The following is a 22,235-nucleotide window of genomic DNA, read 5'->3' as shown; positions in this document are numbered from 1 at the left end:
TCTTGGGTATTATTTGCTCTTACATATTCCCTCCCCCTGCTCCCTGTTTCTATAGCGATGGTATATTTTTTGGAAGTACCTTATCTTCTACAGAGGAGCCAGTGTATTGTGCGAAAAACACCTGGTACAGAGAATATTCTATACACCAACAGTCATCATTCTCAACAAAGGCCAATTTAAATCTTTCTCGGAGATTTCAGTCACATCTAGAGGCCAATCAATGTTAAAGAATGGGTCGTCATAGCGTAAACCTCTTTCATATCCTGGGGTGTAAAATTCACCCACTTGATATACAACTTCAGTTTCATCTGTGAGCGCTTGATAGCCATGAGCAAACATTTCTGGAACATACAAAGCGCGGCGATTTTCTGGGGTTAGCTCTACACCAATGTGTGATAAAAAGCTAGGGGATTCAGGACGCATATCAATAATTACGTCGTAGATTGCACCTTTAGTACAGCGAATTAATTTTGTTTCTGCGGCTGGCAGAATTTGATAGTGCATTCCCCGGATAGTGCCTTTTTTATAGTTAAAAGACAGGTTACATTGGGCAACTGTTGGCTTTAATCCGTGTGCTTCAAATTCTTGAGCGCAGAAAGACCGAGCGAAAAAACCACGGTGGTCTGGCTTTTCTTCTAAATCAATGATGAATGCGTCTTTGAGTGCAGTTTGAGTGAAAATCATGAATGAATAACCTTGATAAAGATATTGACGACAAGAAAACTTGGCAAATTTGAAAACTTAACTTGTTAAAAATCTTATCAAGAATAGTCTTGAGCAGATTTTTATAGTAACAAGCAGCTTGCTTTAACTGAGCTATATGGTGCTATTACTGACTGGTTCAGTTAACTTTGGTCTGGGAAAAGTATTGTCTCGATATTGAGTACAAACTTCTGGACGTTCGGGAGAATTAGAAGTGTAGCACAAGAATAAAGTTAGCCTATCTTCTGTGCGTGATGTACCGTGATGTATGGCTTTTTTGGGATCGACAATAATGACTGTTCCTGCCGCTCCTGTACAAGATTTCCAAGCCTCTTTCGGGATAATCTCATTTAGTTCTTCATCTGTGATGCCTAAATGACCAGATTTCCAAAGCTTGTAGTAAGTACGGTAATAGTTTAATTTAAATAAAGAGGTTAAAGAAGCTGGAATATATTCAAAGGGCCCATGCTTTTCTTCAACATCATTTAAGTAAATAATAATTTTGATCATGCGGCGGTCTTCTGCATCTTTATGCCATAGTTGTGTACCAAACTGATTTTTATTAGGGAAATCCTTGCGGAGATGTACACCATGAAAAATGATTGGCAAACGAATGTAGTTTTCAATGATGTTTAGGAGCCTTTTTTCGCTTCCCCAAGTAGCAAATTCAGGTAAATATGTAACTGTGTAAACTTGGGGAAATTTTTTATGTGAATCGTCATGATTGCCAGATTCCATTTGTGACGAATAACCATAAGCTGCCTTGAGTAATTCTAGTGTTGAATCGAATCCCAATTCAGCAAGTGTGGTAATATGAATACCATCACATTTAAGATCATCAAGAACTTTGCGATCGCCTTCTTCTAGCACAGGTAAATTAGCAGCGTGTTTTAAAAGTGCTAATCTGTAAACTACCTCAGATCCCAGTGAAGATATTTTGCGTTTAATCTTGATCAGCATTGCATGACTAATTTGAGTACACTATTGGCGATTTTCGACTTGCTGCCTTAACTCTGCTCTGGGATAAGTATCATCCCAGTATTGGGTACAGAGTTCTGGTCTTTCAGGAGGGTTAGCGGTGTAACAAAAGAATAGTGTTGAGCGTTCTTCTGTGCGAACTGTGCCGTGATGCAAAGTATTTTTCGCATCTACAATCAAGACAGTACCTGCTGGGCCTGGGCAGGATTTCCAAGCTGATTTGGGGATGACTGTTTTCACTTCTTCATCATCGATGCCCCTATAGCCTGACCTCCAAAGCTTGTAATAAAGGCGCATATAATTCCAACTAAATAAGGAAGTTAAAGAGCGGGGAATGTATTCAAAAGGCCCAGTTTTCTCTTCGACATCATTCAAGTAAATAAAGATTTTGATAATGCGACGGTCTTCGGAATCGCCATGCCATAGTAGTGTGCCAAACTGATGTTTGCTAGGGAAATCTTTACGTAAATGTACACCGTGAAAAGCAATAGGAAGACCAATATAGTTTTCGATGAGATTGAGAAGTCTTTTCTCCATTCCCCAGGCATAAAATTCTGGTAAACCTGTAACTGTGTAAATTTGTGGTAGCTTTTCATCTAGATGGTCGTTGTTGGGATTTTCCATCTGAGACAATTGCTGGTAAGCAGCTTTGAGCAGTTCAGAGCTAGAGTAGAAGCCTAAATCTGCCAGTGTTGTGACATAAACACCGTCTTTTTTGAGAGCCTTGAGGATATTGCGTAGGCGTAGCCCGTCGTAGACATCGCGCCCTTCCAATGCTGGCAGATTTCTGCTATGCTTCCAACGAGCTAGATAATATTGCAAGTCAGCGGATAGTGTAAATATTTTGCGTTTAATTACATTAAACATGCGGGAAATTCTTTCTAATTTCAATGGTAATTTATCAGTAGTTTAGTAGTTTATGGTTTATAATTTCGCATTTCTTGAGGAGATATTTCACTTGATTCTGCTAAACTAAATTCTTTAGAAACCATCACGTCAAAAGCACATAAACCAACTAAAGCCAAAAATGGGACTACTGTCTTAATGGCAGACATAGGCCATCTTCTTAAAGCACCTAAGAAAACTTTTAAGTTGACTTCTTTACCGTTTTGTAAAAGCATTCGCCGACAAAACTGCTTAGAATATCCACTCTGCTCCAATTTCAAAATTACTTCGGGTATGTGTTTGTATTGCATTAACAGTGCAGATTTTGGTTCTTTCTGCCAATAACTCACACCCACAACACATTCCAAATAAGTCTCTTTCGTGACAATTACACGACCATTAGAGGCACAATACCCGGCTAAATATGCTAAAGATATCCAGTTATTCTCAGCATCTTGCCAATTTTGTAGAGCGCGTTTCACTAAATCAGTGCGGTAGATTGTCGCAGTCAGAAAAATGACTGCACCGACACTTTTTGAGAAACAATGCTCAAATATAGCTTTACCATCACCATCACCATCTTCACTATCTATATCAAACCAGCGATTACCAACAATTGTTGGTGGATGAACTGGTTCACCAGTAATTTGGTTCCGACCGGAAAAGTTGAGAAACAATAATGATAAATCTTCATATCGCTTAAGTTTGCTAATCACATAAGCAATGGCTCTATCTTGGATTGGGTCATCATCACCAATCGTCCAAACATATTTTGTTGTCGTAGAATTTAGGCAGTACATAATATTTTTGACAACGCCTAAATTTTGAGGATTTTTATTTGATTTAAATGGGATACTGCTAAGTATTATTTGCCATTTTTTAATTACATCCTGAGTATTGTCTGTTGAACAATTATCAGAAACTAAAATTTCACAATCATCTTCAAAACCTTTGATAGCTTGAGCTAACCATGCTAACTGTTTATCCAGTAATTCAGCACGATTATAAGTCGGTATAGCAATGGTCAGTAATTTCTGCATAGTAAAAATAGGAGTTAAGAAATTGATATATGAATGGTTACAGGCTAGTCTCTAGCTGTTTGGGTGGAAAAAGAATTCCCCAAGCTGATATGCTTAAGAAACGTAGGTAAGAAAGAAATATCTTGATTGTCAATAAAGGCCAACGTTTAAAAGCACCTAATAGGATTCTCAAGTTAGTTTTTTGGTGGAAATTCTGCCAAATCATTTCTTGACAAAATTTATGAGGATATCCTACCTTTAGTAGTTTTATATAAACTTCAGGTATGTACGCATATCGCATTTTAAAGTTCCATGTCGGGTCGAGATCCAAAAAACTAGCGCCCATAGTACATTCTAAATAAGTGTCTTTAGTGACGATGACACTTCCATGAGCAGCACAAAATGCAGTCCAATATGCTTGAGATGCCCAATTATTAGTAGCAGACGGCCATTTTTGTAAAGCGCGTTGCACTAGATTTGTACGATAAATTGCTGCTGATATAAAAAGTACACCACCAAAATTTTCATTCAGGTAACTTTGAAATACAGTTTTACCATCAACTTTTAGTTCGTCGTTATCGCTATTCAACCAGCGTTCGACGACAAGTTGGCCTGTTTGTTTTTGACGACCAGAGAAGTTTAAAAACATTAGTGCTAAATCTGAATGTTTTTTTAGTGTTGTTAACACATAATCTAGAGTTCTATCTTGAATTGGATCGTCATCACCAATTGTCCAAACATATTTACTAGTTGGAGCTTTTAAGCAACAGACAATATTACCCATGACCCCGATATTTTCACTATTTCTATTTGATGTAAATGTTACATTACTAAGAATTGTCTGCCACTTCTTAATAATTTCTTGAGTATTATCTGTAGAACAATTATCAGAAATAAAGATTTCACAGTCAGACTCAAACCCTTTAATAGATCTGGCTAACCAAGCAAGTTGTTTATCTAAAATCTGGGCACGATTGAATGTAGGAATTGCAATAGTCAGCAATTTATTCATCTTCTGCTTTGTTTCTTTGGCTTTTTCTCAAAATGTAGAGATGCAGTCTAGCAGCAATTTATTTAGCTTTCAGATGGCTAACTCGATTACTAATGCTGAGGTGAGCGCCATAAAATTTAACTTGCTGATTGCAAATAATTTGATGGATGGAATAAGTCCGAATCAAATACTATTGATTCGGAAGCTTAAATTGTTTTTCCGTTGCGGCTAGGCAACTTGAGCTATTTTTTATTCCAGAAGAAATCTTTGTCAATTTGCTCTGTCCGAATTAGATACTCTAGTTGTTTTAAACGAGTAAATCCTCTAAACAAGAAAGTATCTTCAGCCATGTGTATTTGACTGAATAAATCAAATAGCTGCTGGGCACCAAGTCGGGCATTCCAATCACATTTAAATCCGGGTAGGATTGTGTTGATTTTCTCGAAGGATACGCGATAGCTGCGGTTATCTGCGCCGTTGTTACCAAAGGACAATTTACAATCTGGAAAAACATCAGCAATAATTTCCGCGATTTCTTTAACGCGATAGTTATTCGCTGTATCTCCCACGTTGAAGATTTGGTTATGTACAATGTCTCGTGGTGCTTCTAGGGTGCAGACTATTGCTTTGCAAATATCCAATGCGTGGACTAATGGCCGCCAAGGTGTGCCATCACTAATCATTTTGATTTCTTTGCTAGTCCATGCCAACCCTGCTAAGTTGTTTAAAACAATATCAAAGCGCATTCTGGGAGAAGCACCAAAGGCTGTTGCATTCCGCATAAAGGTGGGAGAGAAGTCATCGTCAGCGAGTGGTGCGACATCTCTTTCTACCAGAGTTTTACATTCTGCGTAGGCTGTTTGGGGATTAACTGCGGATTCTTCTGTGACATCACCTGCGGTAGCAACACCGTAGACACTGCACGAAGACATATATACGAAGCGACGCACACCCATAGCCTTAGCTAGGCTAGCCAGACGAACTGAACCTACGTGATTAATTTCGTAAGTAATATTGGGTGCTAATTGTCCGGCTGGGTCGTTGGAGAGTTCCGCCATGTGAACTATGGCTTCAATCCCTTCCAAATCATCAGGAGTGATGTTGCGGATATCTTTGTTGAGGGTTTTGGGTGTGACTCCACTAGGGTTGTAAAGCCAACCAACTTTATAGAAGCCGGTATCTAGACCAATAACTTCATGTCCTCGTTCGATTAACAGAGGTGGTAATAGTGAACCTAGATAGCCTTCTGTACCAGTTACTAATATTTTCATTGTGGTTAATTCCTTTGTATTGATGAGTTAAATTTTTCGTTTAGTAGGGACGCACAGATATTCGCCCTATAGGGTGTTGCATCTAAGAGGGAACCGCTATATTTTTCGTTGGTATGCAATAACTTGACCTCTCTCCAAACCTCTCTCCTAAGAGGAGAGAGGCTTTGAATCTTATATCATGTCCGGCTAATTAGTTATAATTCCCTTTCTCTATGCAGAAAGCCCAAAAACCCATCCCCTCTGCCCCTCTGCCCCTCCGCTCCTCTGCGGTCTTAATGATAAGTCTTTAACCGGACATGATATTACTCCCATTCCCTTGTAGCGAAGGGGTTGGGGGTTAGGTCATTGGACTAAAACCAGAAGCGCTATGTATACGGCTAACAGTTATTACATAGTTGCCGACTAGCCCATTGGGTAACAGGACTCTATAGCGGTTCTTAATTGATGCACTACACTTTTTTCTTGGGAGATGGGTATCTTACCCGTCTCTTGTATTTCCAGGCTGGAAAAGATGCCCACTATACAAGATTCATCCTTTCATTCAGCAGTCCCGGAAATAACAACTATAATATCTATGCAGTGACTACACTCTCTAGATGCGAAAATTGGGGAATTTCTGCCACAAGCGCTTTGCCGATTTCTAGAGAAGATGTAGCAGCAGGAGAAGGAGCATTGCAAACATGAATGGAGTTTTGACCGGAAACAATCAAAAAGTCGTCTACAAGCTTGCCATCGTTCATTAAGGCTTGAGCGCGAACTCCTGCATGGGTGGGAACTAAGTCTTCTGCTTGCACTTCGGGAATTAGTTTTTGTAAACTTCTGGTGAAGGCTGCTTTGCTAAAAGAACGAATGATTTCTTGAATGCCTTCATCAGCGTGTTTAGCTGCTAACTTCCAGAAACCGGGATAGGTGATGACTTCCATAAAATCCCGTAAGTCAAAGTCGGTTTTTTTGTAACCTTCGCGTTTAAGGGATAAAACCGCGTTTGGCCCTGCATGGACGCTACCATCAATCATCCGGGTAAAGTGGACACCCAAGAAGGGGAAATCTGGATTGGGAACTGGGTAGATTAGTGTCTTGACTAGATAGCGTTTTTCTGGGGTGAGTTCGTAGTATTCTCCCCGGAATGGGACAATTTTGGCTTGGGGTTCAACTTGACCTAGTTTGGCGGTGCGATCGCTATGCAATCCAGTACAATTAATTACAAAGCGGGTTTCAAAGCTACCCTTGTTTGTTTGCAGTACCTGATTTTTACCACTTGGAGAGATTTTCAGGACTTTTGTATTCAGGTGTAAATCTCCACCCTGCTGTTGAATTAGCTGGGCATATTTCAAACAAACTTGCTTGTAATTAACAATACCAGTTGAGGATACCCGAATCCCACCTACGCATCTTACGTGAGGTTCAATTTCTTTGACTTCTTCGGGGCTAATTCTCTTAACTTCTATGCCATTGTCTAAGCCGCGTTGGTAGAGATTTTCTAAGCGTGGTAGTTCTTGTTCTTCAGTTGCAACAATTACCTTACCACAAACTTCATGGTCAATTCCATGCTCTTGGCAGAATTCTACCATTGAACGAGAACCATCACGACAAAATTTAGCTTTGAAACTCCCTGGTTTGTAGTAAATACCAGAATGAATTACCCCGCTATTATTGCCAGTTTGGTGAAATGCCCATTGGCTCTCTTTTTCTAGTACTAAAATGCGGGCATTGGCATAGCGTTTTCCTAAAGCCAACGCTGTCGAGAGTCCAACTATTCCCCCACCTATAATCGCAAAATCATACATTAGTATTATCGCACTTCAAATTACAGTAAATCTATAAAGTCATTTGTCATTTGTCACTTGTCATTTGTTATTTGACTCCTGACTCATAACTCCTAACTCCTAACTCTTCTTACCATACCTTCCAAGGAGCTTGGTTGTTTTTCCACAGCCCTTCGAGATAGTTTTTATCACGTAAAGTATCCATTGGTTGCCAAAACCCATCATGTCTGAAAGCTGATAGCTGTTCCATATCAGCTAGCTTTTCTAATGGCTCTTGCTCCCATACCGTAGAGTCATCAGCAATTAAGTTGATTACTTCTGGTTCTAACACAAAATAACCGCCATTAATCCAAGCTCCATCACCTTCAGGTTTTTCCCGAAAGCTGGTGATTTTGGTTTGCTCATATCCTAAAGAAATAGCACCAAAACGTCCAGCTGGTTGAACGGCTGTGAGTGTTCCTAAGCTATTTTGTTCTTTATGAAATTTAACTAGCTCGGTGATATTAATATTACTGACACCATCGCCATAAGTAAAGCAAAAAGTCTCATTACCAAGATGTTCGCTGATTCGCTTTAAGCGTCCGCCTGTCATTGTATTATCACCCGTATTTACTAAGGTGACGCGCCAGGGTTCTGCATAACCAGAATGCACGTTCATCTGGTTAAAGCGCATGTCGAAGGTAACATCTGACATATGTAAGAAGTAGTTAGCAAAATACTCTTTAATGATGTAACCTTTGTAACCACAACAAATGATAAAGTCATTAATGCCGTGGGCAGAGTATGTTTTCATTATGTGCCAGAGAATTGGCTTACCACCAATTTCAACCATCGGCTTGGGTCTAATACTGGTTTCTTCACTGAGGCGTGTACCAAGACCTCCAGCCAAAATCACCGCTTTCATGCAATTACCTCGGAGATTTGTAGGGATATGATTATTTGACTTTTGCGAGATGAAGAGGATGCACTTCAAGGGAGAAAAATGTATTTCTGATTTCTGTTTCTCCGTCAATAATCTAACTGTAATTTCCGATGAAATTATAAAGGTAAGATAAATTAAAATCTTTTCTATATAAAAGCTCTATGAATATCTATAAATACAGAAATAAATTACTCAATGAAATAAAAATATCACCGATAAAATAATTAGGGTTAGCTGGCGCTAACCCTAGTCAGGCTTGATTTTTTCAATCAAAACCAATTATATGCAAGTAACAAAACTTACTTATTTCTAGTTAGTTTTTTCCATGTTACTTGAGCCTTGGAATAAAGGGTCACATTTGTTTTCGATGACTACACACATATTACTGAGTGCTTGTTGATAATTATCCATGTCATCTTGCTCAAGAAATATTTTGGCAGATGCCTGTATATCTTCGACAGCTTTCGCTTGGTTTTTGTTAGATTCACTACCGCCATACTGTGCCAGTTCATAGCGAACCATACCTCGTTTGAGATATGCTTTTGCTAGTTTAGGGCTTAGAGTTAATGCTTGGTTAAAGTCAGCGATCGCTTGATTATATTCTTGCTGATAATTGCTGCTATATTGAGCAATTTGATAATAGACAACGCCCCGCTGGAAGTAAGCTTCGGCTTTGGAGATATTAAGTTGTATGGCTTGAGTAAAATCTGCGATCGCTTTTTTGTAAGCTTGTTGAGATTCACCGCTGTATTTAGCCATTTGGGCGCGGACAATCCCCCGTCTGACATAAGCTTCAATTTCATTATTATCCAGACCAATGGCTCGATTATAATCTGCGATCGCTAGATTATATTCCCGATCGGGATCGTTGCTATATTCGGCGAGCATATAGCGAGCATTGCCCCGATTTACCAGAGCTTTGATTTGATTGGGATTGATTTTCAGAGCTTGGCTATAATCTGTAACTGCTCCTTCATAGTCTTTCAAGTTATAGCGGGCATTGCCACGATTTACAATTGCTCTAGCGTGTGTCGGTTCTTGTTCAATTGCTTGGCTAAAGTTGACAATTGCTTTGTCATAGTCTCGCTCTTTGTAAGCAATATAACCCTGCTGATAAGAATCAGCAAAGCTGAGTTTGTTATTTGGCTGGGAAGGTTTGATTGTTTGTTGGGTGTAAGCATTTTGGGAAACCAACGGCTGAGTAAATTTAATCATTAAGTCTGCATATCCCAATAAACCAAAACCCAGCAAACAACAAATAATCGGGTACAACTTTGACTTTTTGGAAGGTTTATATGAACCGCTGGGAGTCATTGGCTGCCAGTAATTAGCTAGCTGCGGTGACATGGCGCGCTGCGGAAAATGCGGTGTCTGATTGTAGCGTTTTCTCGCTTTGATTCGCGGTTGGAGATGTTCTCTAGCTTCTATAGCCCGATGTGATGGAAAGGGGTCGCGTCCACCTAATCGCACGGTACGTTCGCACCACGGACAGCTACGCATGTGGTTGTTGTAGCGATGTTGGGGATTTGTTGTGCAGGTAATCAGGGAATCTTCGGCTTCAGCGATTGCTGAGAGCCAAGTCTGGGCACTGGGGCGCAACTGTGGGTTGTTGTGACCCTCTTCAAAACAACGGACAAATAGTTCTTGTAAGCTGGGATGGAGAATTTCCCAAGGGGGGGCAATGGGAGTAGGTAGGTAGGGTACGTAGCGCTTTTGGCTGTAAGTAAAATGACCCGATGCAATGCGGGCTTCGTAAGGTGGTGGCTCAATTGCACCTTGAAAAATCCCCGAAAAGGGGTGGGTGCCTTCCATTAAAAGTTGAAATACTAGCACCGCTAACCCAAATAAATCGTGAGAGATTTCGCGATCGTGCTGGGCAAAAGTTTTATTTTGTAGTTCTGGTGGAGTAAACTCTGGTTTACCTACTGGGCAGCGATAAACAACATCGCTGTTTGGGTCGGTTACTTGGAAAGAGTCTGTGTCTATCAAAGTCACCAGTGCCGTATCACTGACGAGGATATTAGACTCGTTCACATCACCAATACAATATCCACTAGCGTGCAAAGCGGCAAAAGCTGCCGCCAAGTTACGAGCCGTGCGGAGCAGGTACTGATAGTTGAATAAAGGGCAGTGTTGCCGACGGGTTCTGGGGTTGTAAAAGTCAATGATTGGACGCATACCCTGAATACGTGGCATCAAAAAGCCCAGGATGCTATTTTTGCCATCTGCCGCCCGTAATAAATCCTCTGGCCAAGCGATAGAGATATGCCCTAAACTCGCCGTCGGGTTTTCTGGCGGGTTGGCAAGCATCGCCTGGAGTTTTTCAGCATGGGCAGTGGTTGGCTTGTGGTAAATCTTCGCCACCAAGTCGTTATCGGATGGCACTGCATAAACACAAGCTTCACCGCCACGTCCCAAACTGACATTGAGGCTGAGGATTTCTTTTCTGGGGGAACAACGTAGTACCTGCATAATGAAATTACCGCTAACGGAAGTTATTGTAAGATGTGAAACCTGTAAATCGATTGCTCATGAGTCGTTGAATGCGGCTATAATGAGTGTTAAATCATCATCAGTGCGTTGCGTAATCCGCTCTGAGCGTAAAAATTTTACTAATTGCTCCTTCGCTTCTGTCTTATCCTCGGTATTGGCGACAAATTCAAACAGTGGAAAAAAGAATGGTTTGTGAGGTTCGCCAACAACCATATTCAAAGCCAGCATTTGTAATCCGTCGGTGATAATACCAACGTTTACTATGTCTGTGCGCCATAATCTCATTTGTGCTGTATCTAAGGCATTAGGCGAAGTTAAAAAAGTGGTTTCGTTGATGTATTCACCGCTGTCAGGCGTAGTTAGTGCCAGCAGATTGCCCAGACGATCTTTTGCCACTGCCAAACCATCACCTATCTGAACTACAGCTACAACTTCTGGTGTGGCAACCAGCATAATTAAGGTAGTTGCTAAATCTTGAGGCTGTTTGTCACAAGTAGCCGCCTCATCCTCTACAGCTTTTTTGGCGGCTAGTATGGCATCATTTAAGAGCGATCGCACCACGATATCATCAGTCAAACTTTTTCGGGTCAGCCCTTTGGTTGAAATGTTTTCGATTGCTGTCTCCACAGCAACCATCGCTCCCACTTTCCCAAGGCTAGCAGAACCCGCGCCATCTGCTGCGGCCGCCACTAAAACATTATCTGACAATATCTGCCAGTGATGAGCATCCTGACATAATTGATTGTTTTTTAAGTGGCTTGTACCACATACAGACGCAGCCACAATCCGCCATTGAGCAATCTGTTTTGATATGTTCATAAATTTTTTTTCAAGCAGCTAGCTGTGTAAACATCAAGCTGCGATTTTCCATTAAACAGTTCCCCAACCAATCGGCGGTAGTGCTACCTGTTCGTCTACTTGTGAATGAGAAACAGCCGACATACTAGTTGACAGCCAGACGAACATCTCGATAAAATTTAATCCTTTAAGCTTTAAGGGAGTACGTACAGTTATTTGATTTAAACGCGTCATATTCGCATTTTCTACTCCAACTGTAAAGAATGCTACCCGCTTGTTCGCCTCGTCTCCCTGTAGGCGCTGGGATGCTTGCTCTACCACTTGCTCTAACTCACCTTGCGGTTCTCCATCAGTAATCATAAATACCCAAGGACGATAGTAAGCAATCCCGTTGGCACGATACTGAGATTTTCGCTCTTGAATTATGTCCAAAGCTTTATGAATTCCTGCACCCATTGTAGTCAAGCCTTGGGCTGTCAAAATCGGCGGATTGAATTGATCGGCAGTCACAAAGTCTTGTACTACATTGATATTACTATCAAAAGTGACGATCGCCACTTCCACCCGTCTGGCAGCTAAGGAATTTTTGACTAATTCATCTTTTAAGCTTAGTAAACCTTGATTTAAAGCCTCAATCGGCTCTCCTTGCATCGACCCAGATGTGTCTAATAAAAGTACACAAGGACAACGGGGTTCTGGGTTCTCAGCAAATTCTACTACTTCATCAAGTCTTAATGTATCATGCATAACTTTTTGTGTTATGTTAAAGTCCAAAGCTTTATTTCCCTTTGCTCAGAGTATATAGTTTCAATCGCCAAGGCGACTACAGAATATAGTATCTATTGGTAGATGCTCTAATCTTTATTAAACAAATTATTTTCATGAAGTTCTCTATATATTTAAGATGAACTTGAGCACAGCTTAGTTTAGCAAAAAAGAGTTTATCAAAACCCAGCATTACCTGTTGTAATGTATCTACCAAAAAGTTATATCCATTAAACCTACAGTACAATAAATACGTAAACTTTCCTAGATAAGTTTTTAAAGATTTTATGTAGAAGAATCGTTTCTTTAAGGAAAAGTAATTAACCATAATTAAGCTTGTTAACTTTAGAAGTATACCAGTGTAACTACGCGAAGTTGGAATCAAATTTGCATCTTGAAGTGAGTGGGCATAAATAAACGTCATTATTAAGGTCTTCACTCAAAAGTTGTCAGTAGTTAGTAAAATCCAGAATTAACCAACATCTACTGATAATCTAGCTATGATAGATGCTTACCTTTATTCATACCTACTTGCTCTTTGAGACAGATTCAGTAAAATGTGCTAAATGTAACAAACGACTTAGAAACCTTACATTTTTTAATATATGTACATATTTTCAAATAAATAATTTGTGGTTAGAAAGATATTACAAAGAAGAGAATACTTTATAGATCATATTTTCAATCTACAAATGTTCGGTTGTTGATTCCGCAAAAAACTTGAAAAATATGAATAACTCAGGTACATTCACCAAACTACGCCCTCTAAGTTTGTTAAGACAATTATCCAATTGTTCCGACAGTACTTGTTTACAAGTATTGAGTAACTCAGTTGCTTGGTCGATTTACTTAGAACAGGGCAAAATAACTTACGCTACCCATTCCGTGGAACCCTTTGATCGACTAGAACGCCATTTGCGACGCCTCAGCCAGCAAATTCCACTCCTTACTAACGAGGTTCGCATTCAAGTACGGCTGATGTTTGAACTTGACTCACACAGTCAATTAATCCAAGATGACAGTAATTCGAGAAGCCACCCTGCTGAGTATCAGGCTATATCCTGGCTTGTTAGTCAACAACATCTACATTCTACACAAGCAGCAGTGCTGATTCAAGAATTAGTTAAAGAGGTCATTGAATCATTTTTACTCATCAAAGAAGGTACTTATGAATTAACAGAACCAATTGAGAAAATGCCAAAAATTTGCAGGCTAGGTGTAGAAAAAATTCTAGATTATTGCCAAGTAAGATTACAGAATTGGCAGGCTTTTGTACCTAAAATTTCTTCTCTATATCAACGTCCATATCTGTTGATTAACAGCAAGTTTGACGATCAAGATTTACCAAATCTACAGCCAGATTTAATTAACTGGATGAAGGGTTTTAGCCTGTGTCATCTGGCTGTAATTTTGAATCAAGATGAAATTCAATTAGCTCGCAATTTATACCCTTACATTCTTAAGGGTGCGATTATCCTCCATGAACCCGATCCACCATTTGATAAATTACCAAAGATTTTTGAGGAGCAATCGCTTTTCTCAAAATTGATTTCAGGGTTAGTTGACACCAAACAAGAACTAAGTAGCTCTGTCAATTCTTCCCCAAATATTCCTGAAGATAAAATAGTTCCTGTTCAACGATTACCACAGATTTCTACTCCTCCAAAAGAAAACTTTCAAGAATCAACAATATCAAATAACATAAATTCTGCTTCCCAAAGAGTAACGGCTGCTACGGTAACGGTACAAAAAGTCCACAAAATCGTTTCTGTAGATGATAGCCCTACAATTCTTAAAGAAATCAGTTATTTCTTAGAAAACGAAAATTTTTCTGTAGTGACTATTAACGATCCAGTGAAAGCAGTTTTGTCAATTATAAGGCACAAACCGGATTTAATTTTGTTGGATTTAAACATGCTAGGAATCGATGGCTATGAGTTGTGCCGGATTATACGAAATAATTCACTATTTCAAAACACTCCTATTATCTTTGTCACTGGGAATAAGGGGATTGTAGACAAAGTAAAAGCGAAATTAGTTGGGGCTTCTGGATATCTGACTAAACCCTTTACTCGCGCCGAATTACTGAAAATAGTCTTTATGCATCTGACTTAAATTAACTACGTAATTGGTAATTTGTAATTAGAAGAATCTGTAGCTTAACCACTACCTTTCAAAGAGTAATACTTCTGGGTTAATTACAGATTGAAATTTTTGAAGTGCTAGAAGGTTGATTCTTGCACACTGCAAAGCTTAACCCAGAAGTATTGTATTCAGAATGTAATTAACTCAAGTTAGCGAAAAGGCCTATTGCCACAATAGACAGGCTTACCGATGCAAAAACTGGCTCCTGTCTGCTACAAAATTTTAGGCTATGGTAGAGAAATCATAATTTGGATTGTTGTAGCCTGGATTTGATATGGCGGATGTTACAAGGTCAGAACTGCTGAGTAAACTTCTGACATCAGTTCCTATATCTTGGCTGGGCGTAGTGCTACCTAGCGATATCAGTTCGCCACCAACAGAGAAATTCCAGCCTTCATTACCAACGAGTGTTTTGTCATCACCACTGGCTTCAATCCGGTTTCCAAGGAGATTGCTGTTAGTTACATTGGCAGTGTTGCCACTACCAAGGATATCGTTTTTACTACCAGGTAGTGTATTAGCATTACCAAGGATGTCGTTGTTATTGCCTAAGTTCCAGTTACCGTTACCGTTGGTTGCGCTATCGCTACCAAAGCCCCAGTTGCCATTACCTTCGATTTTGCTGCCATCACCGTAGTTCCAATTACCGTTACCGTTGGTTGTGTTATCGCTACCAAAATTCCAGTTACCATTACCGTCGGTTGTGTTGTTACTACCATATAGCCAGTTACCGTTACCTTGGCCACTGTTACCGATAGCATTTGCACCATCTAAGTTTTGAATATCAGATATCCAGTTGTCGCTCTTATAAGGTACAGGTTGACCGTTGCCAGTTTCAGGTAGGTTGCTACCACTTTCCTTGGAGGGCGGAGTGTTGCCAAATGGTAAGTTACCAGGGAGGTTGCCGCTACCACTAGATGCGTTACCACCAGATGCGCCACCACCACCAGCAAAGGGGTTGCTACCGCCACTAGATGTGCCACCACCAGATGCGTTACCACCAGCAAAGGGGTTGCTACCGCCACCAGATGCGTTACCACTAGATGCGCCACCACCAGAAAAAGGGTTGCTACCACCTAACGCACTAATATCACCGCCAAGGACTCCAATGAGTTGATTGAACGGATTATTAGTATCAGTTAAAGCCCGCTCGTCAAGTGGTCGCTCGTAATTATATTTGTACTTTCCATCTTCACTGGTTGTGGATGAGTTGCCACCACCGATGAAGGAAGCGAAAGTATTACTACCATCTAAACTGCTGCCATCGGTAGACTGCCATTTGCCATCACTGAAAGAAAAATTACCATTACCAGTTGGATTGTTGTTAGTACTTTGTGACCCAACAGTTTGATTGCTATTGTCAGAAGTTGCCATTAGAATTAAACTCCTATTACCCAAACTGAAATCCCTCTATCAAGAGGAAGATCAACGACATGAATGAAAGCATTTTTTTACTTTCATTTTCAATAAAGAAATACTAATAAAAACAGCAAGCACTATACTTAGCAAAAGTATACAAAATTAGATCTCCATTTCAAATGAACAAAATTTAGATTGGATTGCCGATTCTTTAGATTCGATTGTCTATTCTTTCGATATTGTTCAGGTAGATTTCAATAAATTGCCCGGCAATCCTTATGGTGAATGCTTGAGTAGGAGTATTTGCAGTTATTTTTCGGCTCAAACAGGGCAAATTTACCTCTTTGAAGTTCTAGAATAAAATGCAATGCAATTACACTAAAAAAAATCAAATTTTATTTTTGTAGTCTATTAAGTGTAAGTAAGAAAATATTACTTGTGAGGTTTGATCGAGTTTGAAAGATTCAATTTCTGCGATCGCCAGAGCAAACGCATCTAAATTACTCGCGATCACAACCAATGTTAAGAACCAACGAGACAAATCAGTATTTCTCTTTTGATTTATTTTCCAAGTCTCAAAGCCATATCTCCGATGGGCTACGCCTTGTGAAATCGCGATCATTGCTCATTTCAATAAGCTGGGCTTGTTGAGAATAGAGAAAAATAATGTCCCTTTTACATAATGTAATAATTGCTAAACTATGGACTAATAGTGCTAGAAAGTAAAACTAGAGTGAATCCTCAAGATAAATTAAGCAACGAATTGTTGAAAAGCGCTGTTGAAGTTTTTGAAATCAGAAAAAAGCTTGTGTATTTAGATTGCTCGATTTATGGTATTTTAGCTCAAGCGTGAGAAACCAAATGGTTCTCAATCGTAATGGTTATCCAAGAAGCAATGTCTACGACGGGCGCTTCCTGAGCGCACCCGTACCCCTCCGGGGAAGCAAGCTAGCAAGAGCGTCTCCGATAGGAGAAGGGCTGCGCCTACGCACAAAAGTTAGCTAATTGCGTTTTATCTTTTAAAGCTTCACTCTAGCAGAACATAGAACAATTTATCAGCCTGCTTTCTGGCTCAACTAATAATAAAATTCCTAACTATGGAGTATAAAAAATGAAAAGTGTAGTAAGCGCAGCAGTTATATTAACATTGATTGGTGGAGCAAATTGTCTTCCTAGCTATGGAATATTGTCAAATATCAAGCCTTCAAGCATAGAAGTTAAATCAATTGCTCAAGGTAATCATCAACAATTGATGGCTAGAGTTGGAACTACTTTAAATACTCCATTTTATCTGAGATATGGAAGGACAGCTTACCTCCCCACTGACAATATTGAAATAAAATTTTCAAAAGTTATCCAGGATTCTCGGTGCCCTTCTGATGTAACTTGTATTTGGCAAGGGCAAGTTATTATTGAATTAGACATCATAAAAAATGGTAAGCAAGTTTCAACGTTAACGCTAACCCTTGTGCCAGGTCGTGATGCTTTACCAATTCAATTTTTAGATAAATATTCGGTGACATTGATAGGGGTTTCCCCGTACCCAAATAGCAAAAAGGCGATCGCACTCAAAGACTACATTGTTAAAATTGTTGTTAGTAAAAATTAGATGGTCAACTTTTGACACGCTTTTTTATGAAACAAAACACCCGGATTTTTCTCAAGCGAGAAATCCGGGCGTATGTAGTTGAAGTCAAAATCAACCAAATAAAAATAATGTCATACTTCCCTGCGTAGATACATTCTCAGTATTTACTTAATTTTTACATTGCCAGTCTAACGTAGTAGGATTGTTCAAGTGAAAGGGTACGCCTTGCAGGGCGAGTAGCCATCGATCGCTAGCAGGCACCCTAAAATAAGAGCAAAAGACGATTCCTAAAACAAGCACACTCCATGCGTATTTCTCTAAATTGGCTGCGCGAACTAGTAGAGATAAAACTTAGTCCAGAAGAATTAGCCGAAACCCTGACAATGGCGGGGTTTGAGGTTGAAGAGATTGAAGACCGCCGCACTTGGGCAAATGGCGTGGTGATCGGCAAAGTGCTTGAGCGTCAACCCCATCCCAACGCCGATAAATTGAGTGTTTGCCAAGTGGATATCGGTACAGGTGAAACTTTAAATATTGTTTGTGGCGCTGCCAATGTGAAGGCAGATATCTATGTGCCTGTAGCAACTACGGGTACTTACTTACCCAAAATTGATTTAAAAATCAAACCTGCAAAACTACGTGGTGTCCCATCTCAGGGCATGATTTGTTCTTTAAAGGAACTCGGTTTGCCCACCGATGTAGACGGAATTCATATTTTTACCCAGGAAAATTTACCATTGGGTAGTGATGTGCGGCCGTTGTTGGGTTTAGATGATGTAATTTTAGACCTCACCGCAACTGCCAATCGCGCTGATGCTCTAAGTATGGTAGGTGTAGCCAGAGAAGTAGCCGCTTTAACGGGTGGAAAGTTGAGCATTCCTGAACCTGCTGAAGTATCTATTCCCAAAAATGCCGGAAATTTAGCTTTAAAAATTGCCGATACCCAAGCTTGTCCTGCATACATCGGTACGGTAATTGAACAGGTGAAAATTGCTCCATCTCCCGAATGGTTGCAACAGCGTTTGCGGGCGGCTGGGGTACGTCCCATCAGCAATGTTGTGGACATTACTAACTACGTTTTGTTGGAATGGGGACAACCACTGCACGCCTTTGACCGCGATCGCCTAAAATCTGTTGCAAGTAGCGAAAATTTAACCATCGGCGTTCGCTTCGTCAATAATGGAGAATCGCTCAAAACCCTGGATGGACAAACTCGCACCCTAACAACCCAAAATTTGTTAATCACCGCTAACGAAAGACCCGTTGCACTGGCCGGAGTTATGGGTGGGGAAGAAACAGAAGTCCATCAAGGTACTCAAAGCCTAGTTTTAGAAGCAGCTTTATTTGATTCCGTAGCAATTCGCCGTTCTTCTCGGAGTGTGGGCTTAAGAAGTGAGGCTTCTGGCAGATACGAACGGGGAGTTAACCGAGCTGAATTGGAAATAGCTAATCGCCGCGCTTTATCCTTAATTAGCGAATTAGCAAGTGGAATTATTGTCCAGCAAGAAATTGCCGACACCCGCCCCGATCCGTCTACTTGGAGTCGTTCTATCGCCCTGCGTTTAGAACGAGTTAATCAGATATTAGGGCCCATCGATTTAGAAGAGGACACAGGCGAACTCCAAGGACAAGATGTTGAGCGCATCCTGACTGCATTGGGGTGTCAGTTAACTTCTTCAGGAGAAGATAGCAGCCATCAACCTACATGGTCTGTTTCTGTCCCACCTTATCGTTACCGCGACTTAGAGCGAGAAATTGATTTAATTGAAGAAATCGCCCGTCTCTATGGTTACAACAAATTCTGCGATACTTTACCAGAAAAAGCGGAAGCTGGTTATCTGCCTTTAGACGAGGAACTAATTCGCAAGTTACGAGCTTTTTTGCGGGCTGAAGGGTTAACAGAATTAATCCACTATTCTTTAGTCAAACCAGGAGAAGACAGAAATATAGTCCTGTCAAACCCCTTATTTGTTGAATATTCAGCGCTGCGAACCGATTTGATATCTGGGTTAATTGATGCCTTTCAATACAATTTAGAGCAGGGTAATGGTGCCCTTAACGGTTTTGAAATCGGGCAAATTTTCTGGCAAGAAGAAGACGGTTTGCAAGAAACAGAAGCCTTGGCGGGAATTATCGGAGGCGATCGCAGTCTTGGCAAATGGTCAAAAAGTGGACGCGAAGAACCCATCACCTGGTTTGAAGCCAAAGGCATTTTAGAAAGTGTATTTCGGCAACTGAGCTTGCAAATCGAATTTCAACCCGATCGCCGTGACGATCGCTTACATCCAGGACGTACCGCTTCCCTGTGGATTCGGGGTAACAGACTGGGGATTTTTGGGCAACTCCATCCCCAATTGCGACGAGAAAAAGGTTTACCAGATTCCGTTTATGTTTTCCAGTTGGATCTAGATGTGCTTTTAGATTCTCTGGGAGAAGATGAAGTTCTCATTCCCACATTCCAGCCTTATTCTACATATCCAGCTAGCGATCGCGACATTGCCTTTTTCGCACCCGTGAAAATCTCAGTTGTCGAAATTGAAAAAGTAATTACCAAAGCTGGTAAAGATTTGCTCGAATCAGTGGAATTATTTGATGAATATCGGGGTGAAAACGTCCCCGAAGGACAGCGTAGTTTAGCATTCCGCTTAATTTATCGGGCTAGCGATCGCACTCTGACTGAGGCTGAAGTCGAACCAGTACATAATAAAGTCCGCGAAGCCTTGGTGGAAAAATTCGGTGTTAACTTGAGAAGTTAGTCATTTGTCATTTGTCGTTTGTCATTTGTCATTTGCTAGGAGTGAGAAATTAATAATATCAAGTCCGGGTAATTAGTTTGATTTCCACAATTATTACACCCCACCCCCAACCCCTCCCCGCAGGTGGGGAGGGGAGACAAAGCGTAGCTTTGGCGGGGTGGGGTTCTTGAAGTTTAATAAGTAACCAAGCGAACATGATATAATTCCTCACTCCCCGATGCACTGGCTGCAAAATCTAAAATCCAAAATCTAAAACTTGTACTGAGCGAAGTCGAAGTATCCAAAATCCAAAATAGTCTTAACTATGCCTAAATATGTACTCTGGGGAACTTACTGCGAAGACGTTCTCGAAAAACGCGCCCCCCACCGTGAAGCTCATTTAGACGGATTAGCAAAACAGAAAGAATCCGGTGTGCTGATTACTATCGGCCCCACCAAGGATGTTACAAAAGTTTTTGGGATTTACGAAGCCGAAGACGAAGCCACTGTGCGCCAGTTAATTGAAAACGATCCTTACTGGAAAAATGGCATCTGGACTGAATATTCAGTCAAAGAATGGATTCAGGCTTTATAAATTGGTGTTGGGCATTGGGCATTGGGCATTGGGCATGGGAAGATGAGCTTGAATGTTGAACCTCTGAACTCGGAAGTTGAACCTCTGAACTCGGAAATTATACCTTTGAACTCGGAAGTTGAACCTCTGAACTCGGAAATTATACCTTTGAACTCGGAAGTTGAGCCTCTGAACTCAGAAGTTGAGCCTCTGAACTCGGAAGTTGAGCCTCTGAACTCGGAAGTTGAGCCTTTTAACTCAGAAGTTGAACCTCTGAACTCGGAAGTTGAGCCTCTGAACCTAAAACTTTTAGTTTTAACTCTCATTCATCTCTCCCATACCTCCATGCCCCATGCCCCATGCCCAATGCCCAATGCCCAATGCCCATTCTCCACATAATATGAAAACTTGGCAGGTTGATTTTTATCGTCGTCCCTCACAAGATGCGTCTGGACAAATTTTATGGGAATTGTTGATTTGTGACGCAACTCGCAGCTTTGAATATGAAGCCACCTGTCTCCAGTCAGCAGCAAATTCTAATTGGGTTGCGACTCAACTTGAGCTAGCTGCTGGTGAAAAATTGCCAGATGTAATTCAGGTGTTTCGTCCTCAATCTCTAAGCTTAATTGAAGCGGCTGGACGCAACTTAAGTATAAATGTCGAACCTACCCGCCACACCTTGGCATTAAAGCAGTGGTTACAAGAAAAGCAATATCCCTCAACCCTGGATAAACCACCCCCAACACCATTACCAGAAAACCTTTGGGGAGAACAATGGCGTTTTGCAAGTTTAGCTGCTAGTGATGTAGAAACGAGATTTAGCGATCGCCCTATTCCCGTTTTGCACATCCCGGAACATTTCAAACCGATCAATTTAGGTTTGGCATCAACAGTCCCCGTTCCTGGTGTAGTAATTTATGGAGGACGGCAATCAATGCGCCTAGCACGGTGGTTGCAGCAAGCCCGTCCTGTAAGCTTGAACTACATTTCTGGCGCACCGGATGGCTTAATATTAGAAGCTAGCTTGGTAGATAGGTGGATTGTTGCCACATTTGAAGATCCAGAAGTTACCACAGCAGCCCAAGCATTTGAACAACGCAAAAAACATTGCCGAGGATTGCATTTTTTGTTAGTTCAACCCGATGATTCTGGGATGACTTATAGCGGCTTTTGGTTATTGCAGACAGAAAATTGATATTAATTGCCAAAAATATTTGTCTGCTTAATTTTTATAGCTAAATAAA

20 protein-coding genes are annotated in these 22,235 nt (G+C 40.7%); 7 read left to right on the top strand and 13 right to left on the bottom strand.

Annotated elements, in window-relative coordinates; genetic code table 11:
* Positions 1 to 138: 138 nt before the first annotated feature.
* The 11 genes from rfbC to RMY27_RS04780 form a co-directional block, all read right to left on the bottom strand.
* The gene (gene rfbC, locus RMY27_RS04830) at positions 139 to 684 is read right to left on the bottom strand and encodes a dTDP-4-dehydrorhamnose 3,5-epimerase (RefSeq protein ID WP_322660926.1); all 546 of its coding nucleotides are present in this window, start codon (positions 682 to 684) and stop codon (positions 139 to 141) included.
* A 132-nt stretch (positions 685 to 816) separates the two neighbouring features.
* Positions 817 to 1,662, bottom strand: a complete 846-nt coding sequence (locus tag RMY27_RS04825; RefSeq protein ID WP_322660924.1) for a phytanoyl-CoA dioxygenase family protein — start codon at positions 1,660 to 1,662, stop codon at positions 817 to 819.
* 21 nt (positions 1,663 to 1,683) lie between these two features.
* Entirely contained in the window at positions 1,684 to 2,547 is an 864-nt protein-coding gene (locus RMY27_RS04820) for a phytanoyl-CoA dioxygenase (protein WP_322660922.1), read from the bottom strand.
* A 50-nt stretch (positions 2,548 to 2,597) separates the two neighbouring features.
* Positions 2,598 to 3,605 carry a glycosyltransferase gene (locus tag RMY27_RS04815; RefSeq protein ID WP_322660920.1) on the bottom strand — a complete coding sequence of 336 codons (1,008 nt, stop codon included), beginning with the start codon at positions 3,603 to 3,605 and terminating at the stop codon, positions 2,598 to 2,600.
* Positions 3,606 to 3,642: 37 nt separating this feature from the next.
* Positions 3,643 to 4,596, bottom strand: coding sequence for a glycosyltransferase family 2 protein (locus RMY27_RS04810; protein ID WP_322660918.1), 954 nt, complete (start codon positions 4,594 to 4,596; stop codon positions 3,643 to 3,645).
* A gap of 221 nt (positions 4,597 to 4,817) precedes the next feature.
* Positions 4,818 to 5,846 carry an SDR family oxidoreductase gene (locus RMY27_RS04805; protein WP_322660916.1) on the bottom strand — a complete coding sequence of 343 codons (1,029 nt, stop codon included), beginning with the start codon at positions 5,844 to 5,846 and terminating at the stop codon, positions 4,818 to 4,820.
* A 572-nt stretch (positions 5,847 to 6,418) separates the two neighbouring features.
* A complete protein-coding gene (gene lhgO, locus RMY27_RS04800) occupies positions 6,419 to 7,633 on the bottom strand; it encodes an L-2-hydroxyglutarate oxidase (protein ID WP_322660915.1) in 1,215 nt (404 codons plus the stop codon).
* A gap of 109 nt (positions 7,634 to 7,742) precedes the next feature.
* Positions 7,743 to 8,516, bottom strand: coding sequence for a glucose-1-phosphate cytidylyltransferase (rfbF, locus tag RMY27_RS04795; RefSeq protein ID WP_181932741.1), 774 nt, complete (start codon positions 8,514 to 8,516; stop codon positions 7,743 to 7,745).
* A 327-nt stretch (positions 8,517 to 8,843) separates the two neighbouring features.
* Positions 8,844 to 11,006 carry a tetratricopeptide repeat protein gene (locus tag RMY27_RS04790; RefSeq protein ID WP_322660914.1) on the bottom strand — a complete coding sequence of 721 codons (2,163 nt, stop codon included), beginning with the start codon at positions 11,004 to 11,006 and terminating at the stop codon, positions 8,844 to 8,846.
* Between the two features lie 57 nt (positions 11,007 to 11,063).
* Positions 11,064 to 11,846 (bottom strand): PP2C family serine/threonine-protein phosphatase, encoded by a 783-nt coding sequence (locus RMY27_RS04785; protein ID WP_322660912.1) that lies wholly within the window; start codon positions 11,844 to 11,846, stop codon positions 11,064 to 11,066.
* A gap of 51 nt (positions 11,847 to 11,897) precedes the next feature.
* Positions 11,898 to 12,572 (bottom strand): vWA domain-containing protein, encoded by a 675-nt coding sequence (locus RMY27_RS04780; RefSeq protein WP_322660910.1) that lies wholly within the window; start codon positions 12,570 to 12,572, stop codon positions 11,898 to 11,900.
* 747 nt (positions 12,573 to 13,319) lie between these two features.
* Between RMY27_RS04780 and RMY27_RS04775 the strand changes: the two genes are divergently transcribed.
* On the top strand, positions 13,320 to 14,705 hold the full coding sequence (locus RMY27_RS04775) for a response regulator (protein ID WP_322660908.1): 1,386 nt from the start codon (positions 13,320 to 13,322) through the stop codon (positions 14,703 to 14,705).
* A gap of 252 nt (positions 14,706 to 14,957) precedes the next feature.
* Here RMY27_RS04775 and RMY27_RS04770 read toward each other — a convergent pair whose 3' ends face one another.
* Positions 14,958 to 16,109, bottom strand: coding sequence for a hypothetical protein (locus tag RMY27_RS04770; protein WP_322660906.1), 1,152 nt, complete (start codon positions 16,107 to 16,109; stop codon positions 14,958 to 14,960).
* A gap of 373 nt (positions 16,110 to 16,482) precedes the next feature.
* Entirely contained in the window at positions 16,483 to 16,716 is a 234-nt protein-coding gene (locus RMY27_RS04765; protein WP_322660904.1) for a hypothetical protein, read from the bottom strand.
* 239 nt (positions 16,717 to 16,955) lie between these two features.
* On the opposite strand from RMY27_RS04765, the gene RMY27_RS04760 reads away from it, so the two are divergent.
* The 6 genes from RMY27_RS04760 to RMY27_RS04735 all read left to right on the top strand — a co-directional run bounded on the left by RMY27_RS04760 (position 16,956) and on the right by RMY27_RS04735 (position 22,186).
* Positions 16,956 to 17,099, top strand: coding sequence for a hypothetical protein (locus RMY27_RS04760; protein WP_322660902.1), 144 nt, complete (start codon positions 16,956 to 16,958; stop codon positions 17,097 to 17,099).
* 106 nt (positions 17,100 to 17,205) lie between these two features.
* Positions 17,206 to 17,703: a hypothetical protein gene (locus RMY27_RS04755; protein WP_322660900.1), complete on the top strand. Its 498-nt coding sequence runs from the start codon at positions 17,206 to 17,208 to the stop codon at positions 17,701 to 17,703.
* A 284-nt stretch (positions 17,704 to 17,987) separates the two neighbouring features.
* Entirely contained in the window at positions 17,988 to 20,438 is a 2,451-nt protein-coding gene (gene pheT, locus RMY27_RS04750) for a phenylalanine--tRNA ligase subunit beta (RefSeq protein WP_322660898.1), read from the top strand.
* 304 nt (positions 20,439 to 20,742) lie between these two features.
* Positions 20,743 to 21,012, top strand: coding sequence for a YciI family protein (locus RMY27_RS04745; RefSeq protein WP_114082327.1), 270 nt, complete (start codon positions 20,743 to 20,745; stop codon positions 21,010 to 21,012).
* Between the two features lie 42 nt (positions 21,013 to 21,054).
* Positions 21,055 to 21,390 carry a hypothetical protein gene (locus tag RMY27_RS04740; RefSeq protein WP_322660896.1) on the top strand — a complete coding sequence of 112 codons (336 nt, stop codon included), beginning with the start codon at positions 21,055 to 21,057 and terminating at the stop codon, positions 21,388 to 21,390.
* A 1-nt stretch (position 21,391) separates the two neighbouring features.
* On the top strand, positions 21,392 to 22,186 hold the full coding sequence (locus tag RMY27_RS04735) for a Tab2/Atab2 family RNA-binding protein (protein ID WP_322660895.1): 795 nt from the start codon (positions 21,392 to 21,394) through the stop codon (positions 22,184 to 22,186).
* Positions 22,187 to 22,235 lie beyond the last annotated feature (49 nt).

Source organism: Nostoc sp. DedQUE09, from assembly GCF_034530915.1.
Taxonomy (GTDB): domain Bacteria; phylum Cyanobacteriota; class Cyanobacteriia; order Cyanobacteriales; family Nostocaceae; genus Nostoc.
The sequence above is the reverse complement of the archived record's forward strand: the minus strand, read 5'-3'. Positions and strand labels throughout refer to the sequence as shown.

What these genes read in the sequence shown, in the direction of transcription:
- RMY27_RS04765 (WP_322660904.1), bottom strand. Translation starts at nt 16,716, where the DNA reads ATGATCGCGATTTCACAAGGCGTAGCCCATCGGAGATATGGCTTTGAG.
- RMY27_RS04760 (WP_322660902.1), top strand. Translation starts at nt 16,956, where the DNA reads ATGGTTCTCAATCGTAATGGTTATCCAAGAAGCAATGTCTACGACGGG.
- RMY27_RS04745 (WP_114082327.1), top strand. Translation starts at nt 20,743, where the DNA reads ATGCCTAAATATGTACTCTGGGGAACTTACTGCGAAGACGTTCTCGAA.
- RMY27_RS04770 (WP_322660906.1), bottom strand. Translation starts at nt 16,109, where the DNA reads ATGGCAACTTCTGACAATAGCAATCAAACTGTTGGGTCACAAAGTACT.
- RMY27_RS04820 (WP_322660922.1), bottom strand. Translation starts at nt 2,547, where the DNA reads ATGTTTAATGTAATTAAACGCAAAATATTTACACTATCCGCTGACTTG.
- RMY27_RS04755 (WP_322660900.1), top strand. Translation starts at nt 17,206, where the DNA reads ATGAAAAGTGTAGTAAGCGCAGCAGTTATATTAACATTGATTGGTGGA.
- RMY27_RS04785 (WP_322660912.1), bottom strand. Translation starts at nt 11,846, where the DNA reads ATGAACATATCAAAACAGATTGCTCAATGGCGGATTGTGGCTGCGTCT.
- RMY27_RS04810 (WP_322660918.1), bottom strand. Translation starts at nt 4,596, where the DNA reads ATGAATAAATTGCTGACTATTGCAATTCCTACATTCAATCGTGCCCAG.
- RMY27_RS04735 (WP_322660895.1), top strand. Translation starts at nt 21,392, where the DNA reads ATGAAAACTTGGCAGGTTGATTTTTATCGTCGTCCCTCACAAGATGCG.
- rfbC (WP_322660926.1), bottom strand. Translation starts at nt 684, where the DNA reads ATGATTTTCACTCAAACTGCACTCAAAGACGCATTCATCATTGATTTA.
- RMY27_RS04780 (WP_322660910.1), bottom strand. Translation starts at nt 12,572, where the DNA reads ATGCATGATACATTAAGACTTGATGAAGTAGTAGAATTTGCTGAGAAC.
- lhgO (WP_322660915.1), bottom strand. Translation starts at nt 7,633, where the DNA reads ATGTATGATTTTGCGATTATAGGTGGGGGAATAGTTGGACTCTCGACA.
- RMY27_RS04825 (WP_322660924.1), bottom strand. Translation starts at nt 1,662, where the DNA reads ATGCTGATCAAGATTAAACGCAAAATATCTTCACTGGGATCTGAGGTA.
- RMY27_RS04740 (WP_322660896.1), top strand. Translation starts at nt 21,055, where the DNA reads ATGAGCTTGAATGTTGAACCTCTGAACTCGGAAGTTGAACCTCTGAAC.
- rfbF (WP_181932741.1), bottom strand. Translation starts at nt 8,516, where the DNA reads ATGAAAGCGGTGATTTTGGCTGGAGGTCTTGGTACACGCCTCAGTGAA.
- RMY27_RS04815 (WP_322660920.1), bottom strand. Translation starts at nt 3,605, where the DNA reads ATGCAGAAATTACTGACCATTGCTATACCGACTTATAATCGTGCTGAA.
- RMY27_RS04790 (WP_322660914.1), bottom strand. Translation starts at nt 11,006, where the DNA reads ATGCAGGTACTACGTTGTTCCCCCAGAAAAGAAATCCTCAGCCTCAAT.
- RMY27_RS04805 (WP_322660916.1), bottom strand. Translation starts at nt 5,846, where the DNA reads ATGAAAATATTAGTAACTGGTACAGAAGGCTATCTAGGTTCACTATTA.
- RMY27_RS04775 (WP_322660908.1), top strand. Translation starts at nt 13,320, where the DNA reads ATGAATAACTCAGGTACATTCACCAAACTACGCCCTCTAAGTTTGTTA.
- pheT (WP_322660898.1), top strand. Translation starts at nt 17,988, where the DNA reads ATGCGTATTTCTCTAAATTGGCTGCGCGAACTAGTAGAGATAAAACTT.